Raw genomic sequence first — 16,353 nt, forward strand, 5'->3', positions numbered from 1 at the left:
CAAGTACGTCCAGTACGGGGGCATCCGGCCGGCACGCCGAGAGCACGCACCGGACACCGCTCCTTCACCACGGACCTCCGTCAGACACCCCCTAGTGACACAACACGCCACCCGCCGAGACGTTGGCGGCCGAAACCATTCCCTTTCCGGCCGTTCTCCGCATGCTTACGGTCCGCTTGACGGGCTGCTTCCGGATGCGACCGAAGCTGTCCACTACAGTGCCCGCCAGTGCTGCCGCGGCGGCGGCCGCAGGCACGGCCAGGGGGACGGTGAGGGCGATGGACGCGACAACCGGCGCGGGCGCGGCGGTCATTCAGGGCACGACGACGCCCCCGGGCGGCCCCGCCCACCCGGCGTCGAGCGACGGGCGCGGGATGGCCATGGGGCCAGGCGACCACGGCACGGGCGACCCGGCCTCCACCGACGGGCGCGGCATCGGCGGGGGAGCCGTCGGGCACCCCGCAGGCGGCAGGCGAGGGGCGGCCGCCGCCGGGCTGTGGGGCCGGTTCGAGCAGCAGGACTTCCGCAGCCGCGTCCGCGGCACCCTCCTCGGCTCCGCCATCGGCGACGCCTTCGGCGCACCCGTCGGCCCGCTCACCCTCGACGCCATCCGCGCGGCACACGGCCCGCAGGGCCTGACCACGCCCACCGCCACCCCCGTCACCGCCGCCACCCAGCTCACCCTGTTCACCGTGGACGGCCTCATACGGGCCCACGTACGCCGGGACACCGGCGCCTGGCACCCGCCCACCGACGTCCACCGCGCCTACCTCCGCTGGGCGGCCACCCAACACGACTGGGGCCCCGACGAGCGCCGCAAGGACAACGGCTGGCTCGCGCAGCAGGAGTGGCTCTACGCCCGCCGCAGCCCCGACCGCGCCTGCCTGACCGGCTTCGCCGACGACGTCCTCGGCACCCTCGCCCGGCCGAAGAACCCCGACGCCCGCAACGCCGCCGCCACCTCCCGGTCGGCCCCCTTCGGGCTGCTCGTCGGCTGGGAGCCGGCCCTCGTCCTCCAGCTCGCCGTCGAATGCGCCGCGCAGAGCCACGGCCACCCGGCCGCGTACCTCACGGCCGGGGCCTTCGCCCTCGTCGTCCACGGCCTGACCCGCGGCGAGTCCCTGGACTCCGCCGTCCAGCGCGCCCTCGGCCTGCTCGGCACCCGCCCCGGCCACCAGACCGTCACCGACGCCCTCCAACGCGCCCTGGCGGCCGTCACCCAGGGCGCGCCCGGCCCCGCCACCGTCGAAGCCCTCGCCACCGGCAACGCCGAAGCCGCGCTCGCCGTCGCCGTGTACTGCGCCCTGGTCGCCGAGGACATCCCGCACGGCCTGCGCCTCGCCGTCAACCACGGCGGCGACTCCGGCGCCGCCGGCGCCCTGTGCGGCGCCCTCCTCGGCGCCCTGCACGGCGAGACCGCCCTGCCCGCCGCCTGGCTCGCCGAGCTCGAGAACCGCGCCACCGTGCTGGAGATCGCCGACGACTTCGCCCTGGAGATGACCCAGGGCCCGGCCCTCCACGGCCCCGCGGCCTCCTCCCCCGGCTGGCTGGCCCGCTACCCGCGCGGCTGATCCCGCCGACACCGGCCTGACGTCCCCTCAACAATCGCGCCTCCAGCCCGTACCGTTGCGGGTCCCACGTCTCGGAGGTGCCAGTAGCCATGCGGATCGCCACGACCATCTTCCTCACCGACCGCACCGTCTCGCCCGTCCGCCTCGCGCGCAGCCTGGAGGAGCGGGGCTTCGCCGGCCTCTACCTCCCCGAGCACACCCACATCCCGGTCACCCGCGAGACGGCCGCCCCCATGGGCGGCGAGCTCCCCGAGATGTACGGGCGCACCCTCGACCCCTTCGTGGCCCTCGGCCAGGCCGCCGCCGTGACCGAGCGCCTCCACCTCGGCACCGGCATCACGCTGGTCGCCCAGCACGACCCGATCGGCCTCGCGAAGCAGATCGCCACCCTCGACCACCTCTCCGGCGGCCGCTTCACCCTGGGCATCGGCTACGGCTGGAACGTCGAGGAGGCCGCCGACCACGGCGTCGAGTGGCGCACCCGGCGCGAACTGGTCCGCGACCGGATGGCCCTGATGCGCGCCCTGTGGGCCCCCGAACCGACGGCGTACGTGGGCGAGTTCTCCTCCGTCCAGGCCAGCTCCGCCCACCCCAAGCCGGTCCAGGCACCCCGCGAACTCGGCCCCGGCGTCCCCCTGCACGGCCCGCGCACCCTGATCGGCGGCCAGGCCGGCCCGAAGCTCTTCACGGCCATCGCCGACCACGCCGACGGCTGGCTCCCCATCGGCGGCGGCGGCCTCACCGAGTCCCTGCCGGTGCTGCGCCGCTTCTGGGAGACCGCCGGCCGCGACCCCAAGGCCCTCCAGGTGGTCCCGTACGCCGTCCGGCCCACGCCCGGCAAGATGGGCCACTACGCCGACCTCGGCATCGAGGAGGTCGTCCTCCAACTCCCCTCGGCCCCGGAACCGGAGGTCCTGCGCACCCTGGACGAGTTCGCCCAGTACCTCTGAACCCGGACCGGGCCCGACGGAGCAGCTCTCGACGTGGCGGCGGCCGAGCGCGGGAGAAGGTCCCGGGAAGGCCTCCCGCCCCAGGCCACCGACGCGGGCGCGCTGACCGAGCGACAACTCTGAGTGGATGGCGACGGCCGACCCCGAGCCGGCCGTAGCCCCGCCACCTGGAGTGTCTTCCTCGGCGGGGTCACCGCCGACTACTGAACTACGCCTCGTAGGGGAACCGGGCGAGCGGGGTCTCCCGCTCGAAGAAGGTCTTGGCGCGGACCATCGCCCGCTCGTCGTTCCGCACCTGTCCGGGGCGGGAGCCATTGCCGAGCAGTACCCCGCCGAAGCGCATCCCCATGTAGGCAGCCGAGTGGTTGAGGCTGGTGACCAGCCCGTCGGCAACCTCCTCCTCCTCGTGGGCCATGACGGTGACCCCCCACAGCGTCCGGCCCGCCATCCGCTTCTTGAAGTCCATGCCGGGCACCCCCAGCCAGCCCGACCAGTAGTCGAGGTAGCGCTTGGTGTGCGCGGAGAGGGAGTACCAATACAGGGGCGAGGCGATGACGATGTCAGTGGCCTCCAGCGTGACCCGCCGCAGCTCCTCCTCGGCCTCCCCGACCGGCCAGGACCCACTCTCGTGCCGCCCGTCCTGGAAGTCGGGCAACGGCAGCTTCGCCAGATCCACCCAGCGCTGCGGGGTGCCGGCGGGCAACTGCTCGGCGGCGGCGCGGGTCAGGATTTCGGTGTTGCCGTCGGACCGGGAACTGCCGAGGACGAAGAGAAACGAGCGGTCCGTGTCACTGGCTAGGTCGGTCGTCATGTCTGCTCCGGTCTCGGTCGGCGTCGCCTACCTCGCATGCAACTCCCGTACACGGCGGCACATTCCCGCCTGCCGCTGGTCAGGGGGCTCTGCTCCACCCGTCCGTTGCGACCGCTGTCCGGTGCGGGTGGGACCCCAGACGGCCGCCGGACGCCGAGACATGAGGAGCGCGTAGCGATCTGGCGCGCCCACCGGCCCCGCCTTCGGCGGTCATGGGGCCGGGCGGGGGTGTGGCTCCCTGCAACCTGGGAGCTGGTCCCTGATGGCCACTGGCTGTGATCGTGAACCAGTGGACCGTTCCTTTGGGGGCTTCCCGTCAGTCCTTGTCTTTCCGGGGCGGGACGGCCTGTCAAGGGTGGCCGAAGGCCATCGCGAAGCGACGCGACGAAGGAGCGCCCTTGACAGGGCGGCCCGACCCGGAAGGACAGTGGGACTGGCGGGAAACCCCCAAACCCTCCCTGATCGGCATCGACCGGAATCAGGCCCCCCGAAGCCCCGCCCCACCCGCATCCCCCACCCCCGTACCCTCCCTTCATGATCACTCCAGGCACACACATCCGCATCGCCCGCCCCTCCCTCGACCTGGCGGCCACCGAGCGGTTCTACGTCGACGGGCTCGGGCTCGACGTCCAGTGGCGTAGTACCGGCCAGCGCGCGGCCGGTGAGCACGATCTGCTGATGGTCGGGCCCGCCGGGGGCGGTTGGCACTTCGAGCTGACGCGGGATGACGAGAACCCGGTCGCGCCCTCCCCCACCGTCGACGACCTCTTCGTCGTCTACCTGGGCGAAGCCCCAGACGAGGCCCTCGTCCAGCGGCTCGTCGAGCACGGCGGGACGCGGGTCGCCGCCCACAATCCGTACTGGGACGAGTGGGGTGTCACCATCGCCGACCCCGACGGCTACCGCCTCGTGCTCTGCTCCCGCACCTGGGGCTGAGCCGCTGTCCCCCTGGCCAGCAGCCGGGAACAGCCCCTGGCCCGCAACCCAGAACTCACCCTGGCCCGCAACCCAGTAGTCCCCTGACCCGCAGCCCCGAACTGCGCCTAGCCCGCGACCCAGAACTGCGCCAGGGCCGCCTCCTTGTACGGCTGCGGGCTCACGCTCAGGTCCCCCGCGAAGGGGCGGTCCAGGGCGACGACCAGGAGCAGGCTGAAGCCGATCAGCCCCGCGACCGCGGATACGAACAGCAGCTGCATCTTCAGGCTCCGCAGCCCGAACAGGAACGTGAGCGGGATGATCACCAACGCGCCCCCGTACACGAGCACTTGCAGCAGGATCGGCAGCGAGGTCTCGGCCATCGAAACCCGGGCCCGGCGCTGTGCCGCTACGTCGTTGAGGTGGGTGACCGCCTCGGCGTAGAAGGTCTCGGCACGGGTGCCGGCCGGCTCGTACGCCTGGAGGGCCCGGTACAGCGCCTGGGTCTGCGGCGCGGTCGCCTCGTAACTCGGCCGGCCCTTCCGCATCAGCGGCCACTGCACCTCGACCACGGCGTGCGCGTACGCGTCCACGGCCTGGTGCACGCGCGCGCGGTCGGCCGGCGGGAAGGTGTCGGCGCTGCGCACGACCAGGGCCAGGTCGGTGGCTTCGGTGGCGACGATGTTCTGGGTGGTCTCGAGCTGCGTCCAGAGCGTGACGACGACGAAGGCCAGGATGATGCCGTAGATCGCGCCGAACATGCCGAGCGCGACCCCGACCATCTCGTTGTGCTCCCCCTTCGCGAGGTGCGGGAAGCGGCGGCGGGCGGCCAGGCTGCCGGCCATGGCGAGGCCGGTGAGGCCGCCGACGAGGAGGACGGCGATGACGAACGTGCTGAGGTGGTTGAGCAACCAGAGGATCATGCGCTGCTCAACGAGCGCCCTCCACCGAAAGCCCCGCCTCCTGGGCGTCGATGAGTTCGTCCCAGTGCTCGCGCGTCCATGCGCAGGCCGCGTCCAGCGGCCCCAGGAGGCCGCGGCCGAGCGGGGTGAGGGCGTACTCGACCCGGCGCTCGGGGCCTTGGCACTCCTCCCGTGCGACGAAGCCGTCGCGCTCCAGCCCGCGCAGCGACTGTGTCAGGGACTTGGAGGTGATGCCGCGCAGCGGCACCTTGAGCTCCGAGAACCGGCGCGGACCGCCCTCCAGGCAGCGCAGGATCAGCGTCGCCCACTTGTCGCCGATCCGGAACGGGACCAGCGGGGAGGGGCAGACGGGGTCGAACATCTCCGGGTCCAGCGGCGTCGGTTCGGTCATGATCCACACGGTAGGCCGGTATCCGATCGGTAACCACACCCTTTCCTAGGCTCGCCCGCATGACGAAGCACAGCGAAACCAAGCGCAGCGAAACCAAGCACAACGCGACCAAGCACAAGGCGACCAAGCACACCGACAAGAAGCTCATCGTGTTCGGGGCCCGCGGCCGGGTCGGCCGGGCCGTCGTCGCCGAGGCGCGGGCGCGCGGGTACGCGATCACGGAGGCCGGGCGGGCCGACGGGGACGTGACCTCGGCGGCGGACGTGGCGCGGCTGGCGGCCGGGCACGACGCGGCGGTGGTCGCGGTGTACGACGCGCAGGCGGCCCCCGGCGTGTTCTTCCCCGCGGTGGCCAGGGCGGTCGCGGCGGGTCTCGCCCGGGCCGGGGTCCCGCGGCTGGTGTCGGTCGGGCTGGCTTCCGTACTGCCGACGGCGACGGGTGCGGCGCTGATGGACACGCCGGGGTATCCGCAGGAGTGGCGGGAGTTCTACGCCGGCCACGGGGCCGGGACCGAAGCGCTGCGGGCGGCCGCGCCCGCGGCCCTGGACTGGGCGGTGCTGAGCCCCGCCGGGGACTTCCCCGAGGCGGGGCCGGCGGCGGGCGGTTACGTCCTGCCCGTGCCCGCCGACGCCGCGAGCCGGATCACCCCCGCGGCCTTCGCCGTGGCCGTGGTGGACGAGGCGGTCGGGGCCCCGACCCGCCACGCGGTGCACGCCGGGGTGGGTCCGGCATGAGCGGCGGACCCGCGGCCGAGCGCGAGGCCGACAGTCCGCTCGCCAACAGTCCCGTCTCCGGCAGTCCCCTCGCCGACGGTCCCGTCACCGACAGTCCTGACCCCTGGGTCGCCGGCCACATCCGCCGCTTCGAGGAGACCGGCGGGCGGCCGCGGCCGGGGATCTCGGACCTCCTGCTGACCACGCGGGGCCGCCGCTCGGGGGTGCTGCGCCGCACGGCGCTGGCGTACGTACGGGACCCGGACGGGGGCGCGTACGTGCTGACGGCGTCCAACGCCGGTGCGGACCACCACCCGGCGTGGTACCTGAACCTGGCCGCCGACCCGGCCGTGACCCTCCAGGTCGGCGCCGAGACCTTCGCGGCGACCGCCCGCCGGGCCACCCCGGCCGAGGCGGAGCGCCTGTGGCCGGTGGTGGTGGCCGCGATGCCCTTGTACGCGGGCTACCGGGAGGCGACGGACCGCGTGATCCCGCTCGTCCTGGTCACCCGGGCCGGCTGAGGAGGGCGGGTGGGGCCAAGGCCAGGCGAGGGCCAAAGCCAGGCGGAGGCCAAAGCCAGGCGGAGGCCAAAGCCAGGTGAAGGCCAAAGCCAGGCGGAGTTCAGTCGATCTTCGGGGCGTCGGGGAGGCCGCCGGAAAGGGCTGCGCCGGCGCCCGACAGGGAGGAGTTGGTGGCCCGGGTGGCGGATCCGGCCGCCGCGGCCGTGACCCCGAGGGCGGTCTTGGTGTCCTCGACGGTCTGGGCGGGGTGGTCGGCGATGTCGATGACGCGGGCGGTGACCGGAGGCGCCTGGGGGGCGGCCGCCTCCTCGGCGTGGGCGGCGACGGGGGTGAGTGCGAGGGCGGCCCCGCCGGAGAGGACCAGGGCGGAAAGGGTGCGCTTCATGGCATTCATGCCCCGCCCAACGATCCCGCCACTCCCGGGGTCACCCCCCTCCACCTTGGAGTGACGCCCGACCCCCTCCGCACACGACGGCGGCGGGCCCGACCCTTGCGCGCGCCGAGAGCGGCCGTGCCCGGGCCGGGCGGCCGGGCGGACGCACCGCGGCCTCGGGGCGGGCGGCCGGACGGACGCACCGCGGCCCCGGATCGGGGGGATTCGATCCGGGGCCGCGGGGATGACTCTTCGGGAGCGGGAGGTGGGTCAGTCCTCGACCACCAGGGACGGGGTCGACTTCGTGAGGACCTCGCCGCGGAAGAAGGCCGGGCTGCGGCGTTCGGTGATGAACATGATCACCAGGCCGAGGGCCAGCAGGCCGACGCCGATGACGAAGACGTTGCCGACGCCCACACCGGGGAGGGTGGAGCCGGAGCCGTAGGACGGGTCCCAGGCGTCGTAGAGGGTCTTGAAGAAGACCGCGGCCAGCAGCAGGCCGCCCAGGACGGGGAAGACGCCCTTGAAGAACAGGTCGCGGGCGGAGCGGCGCAGGTCGCCGCGGAAGTACCAGACGCAGGCGAAGGCCGTCAGCGCGTAGTAGAAGCAGATCATCAGGCCGAGCGCGAAGATCGTGTCGGTCAGGACGTTCTCGCTGACGAGGGTCATCACGGTGTAGAAGGCGCCGGTGGCGATGCCCGCCACGACCGTGGCGCGGCCCGGGGTCTTGAAGCGCTCGTGGACCTTGGCGTACGAGGGCGGCAGCGCCTCGTACGTCGACATGGCGAGGACCGTGCGGGCCACCGGGATGAAGGTGGTCTGCAGCGAGGCGGCGGCCGAGGCCAGGACGGCGACGAAGAGCAGGACGCCGAGCATCGGGCCCATCACCGGGCCGGCAAGCGCGGCGAAGACGTTGCCGGAGGTCTCCTCGTTGGCGAGGCCGAGGCCCTCGCCGCCGGCGCCGACGGCCATCTGGGCGGCGACGCCGGTGGCCAGGTAGGAACCGACGAGGACGACCATCGCGATGAGGGAGGCGCGGCCCGGGGTCTTGGTGGAGCCGGTGGTCTCCTCGTTGGTGGCCAGGCAGGCGTCCCAGCCCCAGTACATGAAGATCGAGAGCGAGAGTCCGGCGGTGAAGGCCGCCATGGACTCGACCGCGAAGGGGTTCATCCAGGACCAGGAGAAGTCCAGGCCGGTGTCGAAGGTGCCGGCGGAGGCCTTCTGGAAGGCCATCGCGACGAAGACGGCGAGGACGACGAGCTGGAGGCCCACCAGCGCGTACTGGACGCCCTTGGTGGCCGTCATGCCGCGGTAGCTGATGGCGGTCGCGACGGCGATCAGGGTGAGGCAGGTGGCGATGTGGACGAGCTTGTTGTCGTCCAGGGCGGCGACCGACGGATTGCTCGTGATCTCGCCGGCCAGCAGCCAGAAGTAGGAGGTGGCGACGCCGGCCAGGTTGGAGAGCACGATGATCGTGGCGATCACCAGGCCCCAGCCGCACATCCAGCCGATCCGCGGGCCGAAGGCCTTGACGGTCCAGGTGAAGGAGGTGCCGCAGTCCGGCATGGCCTTGTTGAGCTCGCGGTACGCGAAGGCGACCAGGAGCATGGGGAGAAACCCGGCGAGGAAGATCGCGGGCATCTGCACCCCGACCTCACCGGCCGTGGATCCGAGGGTCGAGGTCAGGCAGTAGACGGGGGCGACGGTCGAGATGCCGATGACGGCGCTTCCCACCAGTCCGACGGACCCCTTGCCGAGTCCCTTGCCGCGGACGTCGCCCTCGGCGACGCCGCTTACCGTGTCTCCGGCCTGAGGCCGCATGTCCAGCTGAGTCATGGGTCAGGACGTTAGATGCTGCGCATTCCATATCCGGAGGGTCGAAGTCCGGACGCGGAGAGGCCCCGAATGCCTTTGAATAGCGAGGTCGGTGCAGTTCACGATCTCGCAATACAAGGTTCATGCGCGAATACATCCGCGGTTCGGCAGGCGCCGGGCATGGTCTTTCGCCATACGGAAACCGCAGCCATGTCCGTTTTGGGCGTTTCTAAACTTTCCTTCGTGACTTTGTGGTGACCACCGGTAACCCGCCCCGAAAGCCTGGCCAGGCCACCGTGTACCCAGCCGTACCGAGCAGTACCCAGCCGCACCCAAACAGACTGAGCCATACCCAGCCGCAGGACTGGGCCAGACTGACCCCATGCCCACGGCCGATGAACTCCTCAGCGCGGAAACCGTCAGCGAACTGGCCCGGCGACTCGCCCTCGCCGCCGGCCGGCCGACCTCGCCCGCCCTGCGCGAGCGCGCCGGCGCGCTCGACGGCCTGGGCTACGGCGCACGGGTCGCCGCCGTGCGCGACGCCGTCCTCGCCGACCTCCCCGCCGACTGGGCCGCCTTCGAGGCCGTCGTCCGCACCGCCCTTGCCGATCCCGGCTTCGAGGGCTGGATGACCTTCCCCGTCAACGAGGCCGTCGCCGTCCGCGGGCTGGAGGTGTTCGAGCCCGGCCTGGCGCTGCTGCACGACCTCACCTCCCGGCTGACCGCCGAATCCGCCGTACGGCCCTTCCTGCGCGCCGACCCGGTCCGCGCCCTGGCCGTCGTACGGGACTGGACCCGCGACCCCGACCCGCACGTACGGCGCCTCGCCAGCGAGGGGACCCGGCCCCGGCTGCCGTGGGCCCCGCAGCTGCCCGCCTTCGTCGCCGACCCGCGCCCGGCGCTGCCGGTGCTCGACGCCCTCTACCGCGACGAGTCCGCCTACGTGCGCCGCTCCGTTTCCAACCACCTCAACGACATCAGCCGGGACCACCCCGACCTGGCGGTGGAGACCGCCGCCCGCTGGCTGGCCGAGGGCGCGGACACGGGCACGACGGATCGCGTCGTACGCCACGGCCTGCGCACCCTGATCAAGGCCGGCCGGCCCGGGGCGCTGACCCTGCTCGGGCACTCCCCGGACGTGCCCGTGGCGGTGAGGGGGCCGGCGCTCGCCACCCCGCGGATCGCCGTGGGCGAGTACCTCGTCTTCGACTACGCCGTCACCAACACCGGCGCCGTCCCGGCCGAGCTGGTGGTCGACTACGTCGTCCACCACACGAAGGCGAACGGCGGCCGCACCCCGAAAGTCTTCAAACTCACCACCCGCACACTGGCCCCCGGCGAGACCCTCACCGGCACCAGGCGCCACTCCTTCAAGCCGATCACCACCCGCCGCTACCACTCCGGCGAGCACCTGGTGCAGCTGCAGGTCAACGGGCGGATACGGGGCGAGGCCGCGTTTTCGCTGGACGCGCCCTGAACCGGCCTGACAGGCTCCCCTCCCCCCGCCCCCCACCCCCCCATGAACTACGGACGCTGGAGCGACTCGAGACCACCGACCCGAGGTGCGGCTAGCCGGGCGGGGGCGGCCCCACGAAGGGCCCCGCGGGCGGGGCGGGCCCCGCGAAGGCCCCGCGAAGGCCCCGCGAAAGGCTCCGCCCCCGCCCCGGCCTACGTGGTCCAGACGATGGACTGGATCTCGCTGTAGGCATGGAGCGCGTACGAGCCGACGTCGCGCCCCACGCCCGACCGCTTGAAGCCGCCGAACGGCGCCTCCATGTTCCGGCCGATGGTGTTCACGCCCACCCCGCCCGAACGGAGCCGCCGGGCCACCCCGAAGGCACGCGCTGCGTCCCCCGACCAGACGTAGCTGATCAGCCCGAAGTCGGAGTCGTTGGCCAGGGCCACGGCTTCCTCCTCCGTGTCGAAGGGCACGACCACGACGACCGGCCCGAAGATCTCCTCGCGGACCACGCGCATGTCGTTGGTGCAGTCCACCAGGAGCGTCGGGGCCACGTAGAAGCCCTTGCCGTCCGCGCGGACCGCCGGGCGCTCGCCGCCCACCGCGATCCGGGCGCCCTCCTTCTTGCCCAGCTCGATGTACGACTCCACCCGGTCGCGGTGGGCCGCCGAGATGACCGGGCCGACCACCGTGCCCTGCGCGGCTGGTTCGCCGACCTTCATGAAGGCCAGGTAGCCGGTCAGCTTCTCCACCAGCGCGTCGTGGACGGACCGGTGCACGATCACCCGGGTCGGAGCGGTGCAGATCTGGCCGGAGTAGAAGGAGAAGGTGGTGCCGATGCCCATCGTCGCCGCATCGAGGCCGGCGTCGTCCAAGTCGTCGAAGACGATCGCCGCGCCCTTTCCGCCCAGCTCCATCAGCTGCCGCTTCATGGACCGGCCGCACACCTCGGCGATGCGCTGCCCGACGGCCGTGGAACCGGTGAAGGACACCATGTCGACGTCGGGGGAGTCCACGGCCGCCTCGCCGACCGCCACCGACCGGCCGCCCACGACGTTCACCACACCGGCCGGAACACCGGCCTCCGCGAGGGCCTCCGCCATCTTGAACACCGACAGCGGGTCCTGCGGGGCGGGTTTGACCACGACCGTGTTGCCCATCGCCAGCGCCGGGGCGACCTTGCCGGCCGGGTTGGCCCACGGGTTGTTGTACGAGGTGATGCAGGCGACCACGCCGACCGGCTGGCGCACCTCCAGCGCCCCGAGAATGCCCGCCTTGCCCATCGGGCCGGCCTCCGTCGCCTGCGGCGGGAGGCCCTTCTCCACGGGTTCGAGGGCTCCGCGCGCGTACCGGCGGAACCGGGCCACGCCCACCCCGACCTGCATGCCGCGGGCGATGCCGGTCGGCGCACCGGTCTCGGCCCGGGCGAGCGCGGTCCACGGCTCGTACTCCCGCTGGATGATGTCAGCGGCCCGGTCGAGGATCGCGGCCCGCTCCTCCGGCTTCGTACGGGACCACGCGCCGAAGGCCTCGGCCGCGGCGCGCGCCGCCTCGGCGACCTGTGCCGGGGACGCCTCGGGGGCGAGCCCGACCACGGACTCGTCCGCCGGATTGACCACCTCGTAGTGGCCGCCCTGCGGTTCCACCCACTCGCCGCCGATGTACAACCGCTGCGCTCCGGTCACCGCGTGCTCACCGTCCTCGTGTCCCGGCCCGACCGGAGCACGATGCCCGGGATCGCGCCCGTCACTTCGTCGTCGCGGATGGTCTCCACGCCGTTGACCCGTACCGAGACGATCCCGACGGCCCGCGCGTCCAGCCGCGGGCTGTTCCCGGGCAGGTCGTGGACCAGCGTCGCCGGGCCGGCCTCGATGCGCTGCGGGTCGAAGAGCACCAGGTCCGCGTGGTAGCCCTCGGCGATCCGGCCGCGCTCACGCAGCCCGAACAGCTGGGCGGGATCGTCGGTGAGCATGCGCACCGCCTGCTCCAGCGGGACGAGCTTGCGGCCGCGCAGGCAGTCGCCGAGGAAGCGGGTCGTGTAGGGGGCTCCGCACATGCGGTCCAGGTGCGCGCCCGCGTCGGAGCCGCCCAGCATGACGTCCTCGTGCTGCCAGGTCTCGGCGCGCAGGGCCCAGCTCGCCGGGTCGTTGTCGGTGGGCATCGGCCACAGCACCGTGCGCAGGTCGTCGTGCGCGCAGATCTCCACCAGGCACCGGAAGGCGTCCTGGCCGCGCTCGGCCGCGATGTCGCCGACGACGCGGCCGGAGAGGCCCTCGTTCTCCTTGCTGTAGGTGTCGCCGATGACGTAGCGGCCGAAGTCGGCGAGGCGGCGGAAGACTCCGGCCTCCTTGGAGTCGGCCCGCTTCAGCATCTCGGCGCGCACTGCGGGGTCGCGCAGCTTCTCGATCCGCTCGGGGACGGGCAGGGAGAGGACCTCGCCCCAGCCGGGGATGAGGTTGAGCGCGCAGAAGGTGCCGAGCGACATGTTCATGGGGGTGAGGATCGGCATCGTCAGCGCGACGATCCGGCCGCCGGTCTCGCGGGCGCGGGCGCTCGGGACCAGCTGGCGCGGGACCCGCTCCGGGACGGAGGCGTCGATGGTGAGGACGTTCCAGTTCAGGGGCCGTCCGGCGGCGGCGCTCATCTCGACGAAGAGGTCGATCTCGGCGTCGGAGAACTGGTCGAGGCAGCCCGCGACGATGGCTTCGAGCTGGGTGCCCTCGTGTTCGGCGACCGCCTTGGAGAGGGCGAGGAGTTCGGCGGGCCTGGCGTGCCGGGAGGCGACGGGGGCGCCGGAGCCGTCGGAGTGGGTGGAGGACTGGGTGGTGGACAGGCCCCAGGCGCCGGCGTTCATGGCGTCGTGGAAGAGGTCGAGCATCTTCTGCATCTGCTCGGGGGTGGGCTGGCCGCCGACGGCGTCCTCGCCCATCACGTGGCGGCGCAGGGCGCAGTGGCCGACCATGAATCCGGCGTTGACGGCGATCCGGCCCTCGAGCGCGTCGAGGTACTCGCCGAAGGTGGACCAGGTCCAGTCGACGCCCTCCTCCAGGGCCTTGAGGGCCATGCCCTCGACCTTGCTCATCATGCGGCGGGTGTAGTCGGCGTCTTCGGGGCGGTCCGGGTGGAGCGGGGCCAGGGTGAAGCCGCAGTTTCCGCCGGCGACGGTGGTGACGCCGTGGTTCATGGAGGGGGTCGCGTACGGGTCCCAGAAGAGCTGGGCGTCGTAGTGCGTGTGGGGGTCGATGAAGCCGGGGGTGAGGACGAGGCCGGTGGCGTCCTCGGTGGTGCGGGCCCTCTCGGTCACGGTCCCGGGCGGGGCGATCACCGCGATGCGGCCGTTGCGTATCCCGACGTCTGCGATGCGGGCGGGGGCGCCGGTGCCGTCCACGACGGTGGCGCCCTTGATCAGGTGGTCGAGCATGACGTCCCTTCTCTGGCGTTGCGCTACGCGGTCGCGCCGTGCCGCCGTGCGGGGCCCCCGGGCGGGGCTGGATGTGCCTCCGGCGGCGCCTCAAACGCCGGCGGGCTGGATGTGGCTGCTGCCGCCGCCAGGCGCGGCGCCACTGCTGGGGCTCCGCCCCAGACCCCGCGCCTCAAACGCCGGCGGGGCTGACATTGCCCTGCGGGCAATCCAGCCGCACTTGGCGGAGGGCAGCAGCCAAATCCAGCGCCGCCTGCGACTGAAGCGCCGCCCGAGGCCAATTGAGCCTCGCCGGCGTTTGAGGCGCCGCCGGAGGCACATCCAGCCCCGCCGGCGTTTGAGGCGCGGGGGTCTGGGGGCGGCGCCCCCAGCAGCGGTGCCGCACGTGCGGGCCCCGGCCGGAGGCCGCCCGGCCGGGGCCGGTTCGGGACGGCGGTCCGGGAAGGCGCCGTCCCCGTCTGGGGAGCCCGGTCAGGAACCCGCGGCTTCGCGGAACCGCGTCGTGCGGTGCACCGGGTCGGTGTCGATCTCCGGGATCACGTGCTCGCCGATGAGCTTGATCGTGGTCATCGTGTCCTCGTACGACACCCCGGTCGGCAGCCCGAACGAGAGCTGGTCGGCGCCGGCCTGCTCCCAGCGCTTGCACTGCTGGAGGACCTCCGACGGGTCGCCGCAGATCAGCAGCTCCTCCGCGATCAGCAGCTCGATGATCTCCGCGTTGTACTCCGGAAGCAGCTCGGGCCACTGCGGGATGGCCTCCGGCCGCGGGAAGGTGTCGTGGTAGCGGAAGACCAGCGACTGGAAGCGGTTCATGTGGGCGTTGACGGCTATCTCGACGGCCTTGTCGTGGGTCTCGGCGCAGATCGCCGTCGAGGTGACCATGACGTTGTCGTTGACGAAGGCCCCGATGGCCTTGGCCTCCTGGATGGCCGTCTTGTACTGCTCGAGGACCCACTCCATGTCGGAGACCTTCTGCACGCTGAAGCCCAGCACGCCCAGGCCCTTCTTCGCCGCCATCGCGTACGAGGAGGGGGAGCCCGCGGCGTACCACATGGCCGGGTGCGCCTTGCCGTACGGCTTGGGGAAGACCTTCCGCGGCGGCAGCGACCAGTGCTTGCCCTGGAACCCCTCGTACTCCTCCTGGAGGAACATCTTGGGGAATTCCGCGATGGTCTCCTCCCAGATCTCCTTGGTGCCGTTCATGTCCTCGATGCCGGGCAGGAAGCCGAGGATCTCGTGGCTTCCCGCGCCGCGGCCGGTGCCGAACTCGAACCGGCCCTTGGAGAGGTGGTCGAGCATGGCGACCTTCTCGGCGACCTTGACCGGGTGGTTCACCGGGGCCAGCGGGTTGAAGATGCCGGAGCCGAGGTGGATCCGCTCGGTGGCGTGGGCGAGGTATCCGAGGAAGACCTCGTTCGCCGAGAGGTGGGAGTACTCCTCCAGGAAGTGGTGCTCGGAGGCCCAGGCGTACTTGAAGCCCGACTTGTCCGCCTGGATGACGTACTCGGTCTCCTCGATCAGCGCCTTGTGCTCTGCCTCGGGGTCGACCTTGGACCGTGACTCGGCCACGTATCCCTGCACGAAGAGCCCGAATTCCAAGGGGTTCACCGTCCTTTGATTTCTGACGTTGCGTCAGATTCGATGTCACGACTGTTCCATCGCCGGGGCGGGAGCGTCAATACCTGACGCTCCATCAGATGTGCCTAGAGGATGCTCACACCCGCCATCCAGCCACCGTCGATGACGAACGGCTGACCGGTGATGTACGAGGAGTCCTGGCTGGTCAGGAAGAGGGCCAGCTTCGCGATCTCCTCCGGCTGCCCGACCCGCCCCATCGGGACGACCCGCTTGTAGAGCTCCGCCATCGCGTCCCGCGCCTCGTCCGTCATGCCCGCCGGATCCAGCAGCCCCGGATTGGCCATCGGGGTGTCCACGGCCCCCGGGCACATCGCGTTGACCCGGATCCCCTTGCCCGCCAGTTCCAGTGCGGCCACCCGGGTCAGGCCGAGGATGGCCGCCTTGGTGGCGGCGTACGTGCCGACGTACGCCATGCCCGTCAGGCCGGTGTACGAGGAGGTGTTGACGATCGTGCCGCCGCCCGCCGCCTCGATCTCGGGGGCGACCGACTTGATGCCGAGGAAGGCGCCCACCTGGTTGACCTGGACGACCTGCTGGAACTCCTCCAGCGGGGTCGCGGTCAGCTCGTTGAAGCGCAGGATGCCCGCGTTGTTGACCAGGCCGTCGACCGGGCCGAAGGCCTCCTTCGCCACGGCTATCGCGCCCGCCCAGTCCTCCTCGCGGCTCACGTCCAGCCGCACGTAACGGGCCCGGTCCTCACCGATCTCCTTGGCCACGGCGGCGCCCTGCTCGTCCAGTACGTCGCCGAGCAGCACCCTGGCGCCCTCGGCGGCGAACAGGCGGGCCTCCTGCTCGCCCTGCCCGCGTGCGGCGCCGGTGATGATGACGACGCGTCCGTCCAGCTTTCCCATG

At 72.3% G+C, this 16,353-nt stretch carries 15 protein-coding genes; 6 read left to right on the forward strand and 9 right to left on the reverse strand.

Annotated elements, in window-relative coordinates; all coding sequences use genetic code 11:
* Window positions 1-278 precede the first annotated feature (278 nt).
* Together AB0D44_RS20275 and AB0D44_RS20280 are read left to right on the forward strand one after the other, a co-directional pair.
* Window positions 279-1,571 (forward strand): ADP-ribosylglycohydrolase family protein, encoded by a 1,293-nt coding sequence (locus AB0D44_RS20275; protein WP_362592647.1) that lies wholly within the window; start codon window positions 279-281, stop codon window positions 1,569-1,571.
* 89 nt (window positions 1,572-1,660) lie between these two features.
* A complete protein-coding gene (locus tag AB0D44_RS20280) occupies window positions 1,661-2,521 on the forward strand; it encodes an LLM class F420-dependent oxidoreductase (protein ID WP_362592649.1) in 861 nt (286 codons plus the stop codon).
* A gap of 208 nt (window positions 2,522-2,729) precedes the next feature.
* Here the strand turns inward: AB0D44_RS20280 and AB0D44_RS20285 are convergent, their stop codons facing one another.
* Complete coding sequence (locus AB0D44_RS20285) at window positions 2,730-3,332, reverse strand: NAD(P)H-dependent oxidoreductase (protein WP_362592652.1); 603 nt, start codon at window positions 3,330-3,332, stop codon at window positions 2,730-2,732.
* 534 nt (window positions 3,333-3,866) lie between these two features.
* Here AB0D44_RS20285 and AB0D44_RS20290 point away from each other — a divergent pair.
* Entirely contained in the window at window positions 3,867-4,268 is a 402-nt protein-coding gene (locus tag AB0D44_RS20290) for a VOC family protein (RefSeq protein ID WP_362592655.1), read from the forward strand.
* A gap of 107 nt (window positions 4,269-4,375) precedes the next feature.
* On the opposite strand, the gene AB0D44_RS20295 is transcribed toward AB0D44_RS20290, so the two are convergent.
* Both AB0D44_RS20295 and AB0D44_RS20300 read right to left on the reverse strand, forming a co-directional pair.
* Window positions 4,376-5,170 carry a DUF4239 domain-containing protein gene (locus AB0D44_RS20295; protein ID WP_362592658.1) on the reverse strand — a complete coding sequence of 265 codons (795 nt, stop codon included), beginning with the start codon at window positions 5,168-5,170 and terminating at the stop codon, window positions 4,376-4,378.
* Between the two features lie 7 nt (window positions 5,171-5,177).
* Window positions 5,178-5,561 (reverse strand): helix-turn-helix domain-containing protein, encoded by a 384-nt coding sequence (locus AB0D44_RS20300; RefSeq protein ID WP_362592660.1) that lies wholly within the window; start codon window positions 5,559-5,561, stop codon window positions 5,178-5,180.
* 59 nt (window positions 5,562-5,620) lie between these two features.
* Between AB0D44_RS20300 and AB0D44_RS20305 the strand changes: the two genes are divergently transcribed.
* Together AB0D44_RS20305 and AB0D44_RS20310 are read left to right on the forward strand one after the other, a co-directional pair.
* The gene (locus AB0D44_RS20305; RefSeq protein ID WP_362592663.1) at window positions 5,621-6,295 is read left to right on the forward strand and encodes an NAD(P)H-binding protein; all 675 of its coding nucleotides are present in this window, start codon (window positions 5,621-5,623) and stop codon (window positions 6,293-6,295) included.
* The gene (locus AB0D44_RS20310) at window positions 6,292-6,795 is read left to right on the forward strand and encodes a nitroreductase/quinone reductase family protein (protein ID WP_362592666.1); all 504 of its coding nucleotides are present in this window, start codon (window positions 6,292-6,294) and stop codon (window positions 6,793-6,795) included. Before AB0D44_RS20305 ends, AB0D44_RS20310 begins: the two co-directional genes overlap by 4 nt.
* A gap of 100 nt (window positions 6,796-6,895) precedes the next feature.
* On the opposite strand, the gene AB0D44_RS20315 is transcribed toward AB0D44_RS20310, so the two are convergent.
* A complete protein-coding gene (locus AB0D44_RS20315) occupies window positions 6,896-7,180 on the reverse strand; it encodes a hypothetical protein (RefSeq protein ID WP_362592668.1) in 285 nt (94 codons plus the stop codon).
* A 258-nt stretch (window positions 7,181-7,438) separates the two neighbouring features.
* Window positions 7,439-9,004, reverse strand: a complete 1,566-nt coding sequence (locus tag AB0D44_RS20320; protein WP_362592671.1) for an APC family permease — start codon at window positions 9,002-9,004, stop codon at window positions 7,439-7,441.
* Window positions 9,005-9,365: 361 nt separating this feature from the next.
* Between AB0D44_RS20320 and AB0D44_RS20325 the strand changes: the two genes are divergently transcribed.
* Window positions 9,366-10,460, forward strand: a complete 1,095-nt coding sequence (locus AB0D44_RS20325) for a DNA alkylation repair protein (RefSeq protein WP_362592674.1) — start codon at window positions 9,366-9,368, stop codon at window positions 10,458-10,460.
* A gap of 191 nt (window positions 10,461-10,651) precedes the next feature.
* On the opposite strand, the gene AB0D44_RS20330 is transcribed toward AB0D44_RS20325, so the two are convergent.
* The 4 genes from AB0D44_RS20330 to AB0D44_RS20345 all read right to left on the reverse strand — a co-directional run bounded on the left by AB0D44_RS20330 (window position 10,652) and on the right by AB0D44_RS20345 (window position 16,352).
* Window positions 10,652-12,127 carry an aldehyde dehydrogenase family protein gene (locus tag AB0D44_RS20330; protein WP_362592677.1) on the reverse strand — a complete coding sequence of 492 codons (1,476 nt, stop codon included), beginning with the start codon at window positions 12,125-12,127 and terminating at the stop codon, window positions 10,652-10,654.
* Entirely contained in the window at window positions 12,124-13,863 is a 1,740-nt protein-coding gene (locus AB0D44_RS20335) for a D-aminoacylase (RefSeq protein WP_362592680.1), read from the reverse strand. Before AB0D44_RS20335 ends, AB0D44_RS20330 begins: the two co-directional genes overlap by 4 nt.
* Window positions 13,864-14,334: 471 nt before the next feature.
* Window positions 14,335-15,462 carry an LLM class flavin-dependent oxidoreductase gene (locus AB0D44_RS20340; protein ID WP_362592849.1) on the reverse strand — a complete coding sequence of 376 codons (1,128 nt, stop codon included), beginning with the start codon at window positions 15,460-15,462 and terminating at the stop codon, window positions 14,335-14,337.
* 104 nt (window positions 15,463-15,566) lie between these two features.
* On the reverse strand, window positions 15,567-16,352 hold the full coding sequence (locus tag AB0D44_RS20345; protein WP_362592683.1) for a glucose 1-dehydrogenase: 786 nt from the start codon (window positions 16,350-16,352) through the stop codon (window positions 15,567-15,569).
* Window position 16,353: the final 1 nt, after the last annotated feature.

The sequence above is a fragment of the Streptomyces sp. NPDC048349 genome (assembly GCF_040651925.1).
In the GTDB taxonomy this organism is placed as follows: domain Bacteria; phylum Actinomycetota; class Actinomycetes; order Streptomycetales; family Streptomycetaceae; genus Streptomyces.

Excerpts from the sequence above, each read along its gene's own strand:
- AB0D44_RS20275 (WP_362592647.1), top strand. The coding sequence starts at position 279 with ATGGACGCGACAACCGGCGCGGGCGCGGCGGTCATTCAGGGCACGACG.
- AB0D44_RS20280 (WP_362592649.1), top strand. The coding sequence starts at position 1,661 with ATGCGGATCGCCACGACCATCTTCCTCACCGACCGCACCGTCTCGCCC.
- AB0D44_RS20285 (WP_362592652.1), bottom strand. The coding sequence starts at position 3,332 with ATGACGACCGACCTAGCCAGTGACACGGACCGCTCGTTTCTCTTCGTC.
- AB0D44_RS20290 (WP_362592655.1), top strand. The coding sequence starts at position 3,867 with ATGATCACTCCAGGCACACACATCCGCATCGCCCGCCCCTCCCTCGAC.
- AB0D44_RS20295 (WP_362592658.1), bottom strand. The coding sequence starts at position 5,170 with ATGATCCTCTGGTTGCTCAACCACCTCAGCACGTTCGTCATCGCCGTC.
- AB0D44_RS20300 (WP_362592660.1), bottom strand. The coding sequence starts at position 5,561 with ATGACCGAACCGACGCCGCTGGACCCGGAGATGTTCGACCCCGTCTGC.
- AB0D44_RS20305 (WP_362592663.1), top strand. The coding sequence starts at position 5,621 with ATGACGAAGCACAGCGAAACCAAGCGCAGCGAAACCAAGCACAACGCG.
- AB0D44_RS20310 (WP_362592666.1), top strand. The coding sequence starts at position 6,292 with ATGAGCGGCGGACCCGCGGCCGAGCGCGAGGCCGACAGTCCGCTCGCC.
- AB0D44_RS20315 (WP_362592668.1), bottom strand. The coding sequence starts at position 7,180 with ATGAAGCGCACCCTTTCCGCCCTGGTCCTCTCCGGCGGGGCCGCCCTC.
- AB0D44_RS20320 (WP_362592671.1), bottom strand. The coding sequence starts at position 9,004 with ATGACTCAGCTGGACATGCGGCCTCAGGCCGGAGACACGGTAAGCGGC.
- AB0D44_RS20325 (WP_362592674.1), top strand. The coding sequence starts at position 9,366 with ATGCCCACGGCCGATGAACTCCTCAGCGCGGAAACCGTCAGCGAACTG.
- AB0D44_RS20335 (WP_362592680.1), bottom strand. The coding sequence starts at position 13,863 with ATGCTCGACCACCTGATCAAGGGCGCCACCGTCGTGGACGGCACCGGC.
- AB0D44_RS20345 (WP_362592683.1), bottom strand. The coding sequence starts at position 16,352 with ATGGGAAAGCTGGACGGACGCGTCGTCATCATCACCGGCGCCGCACGC.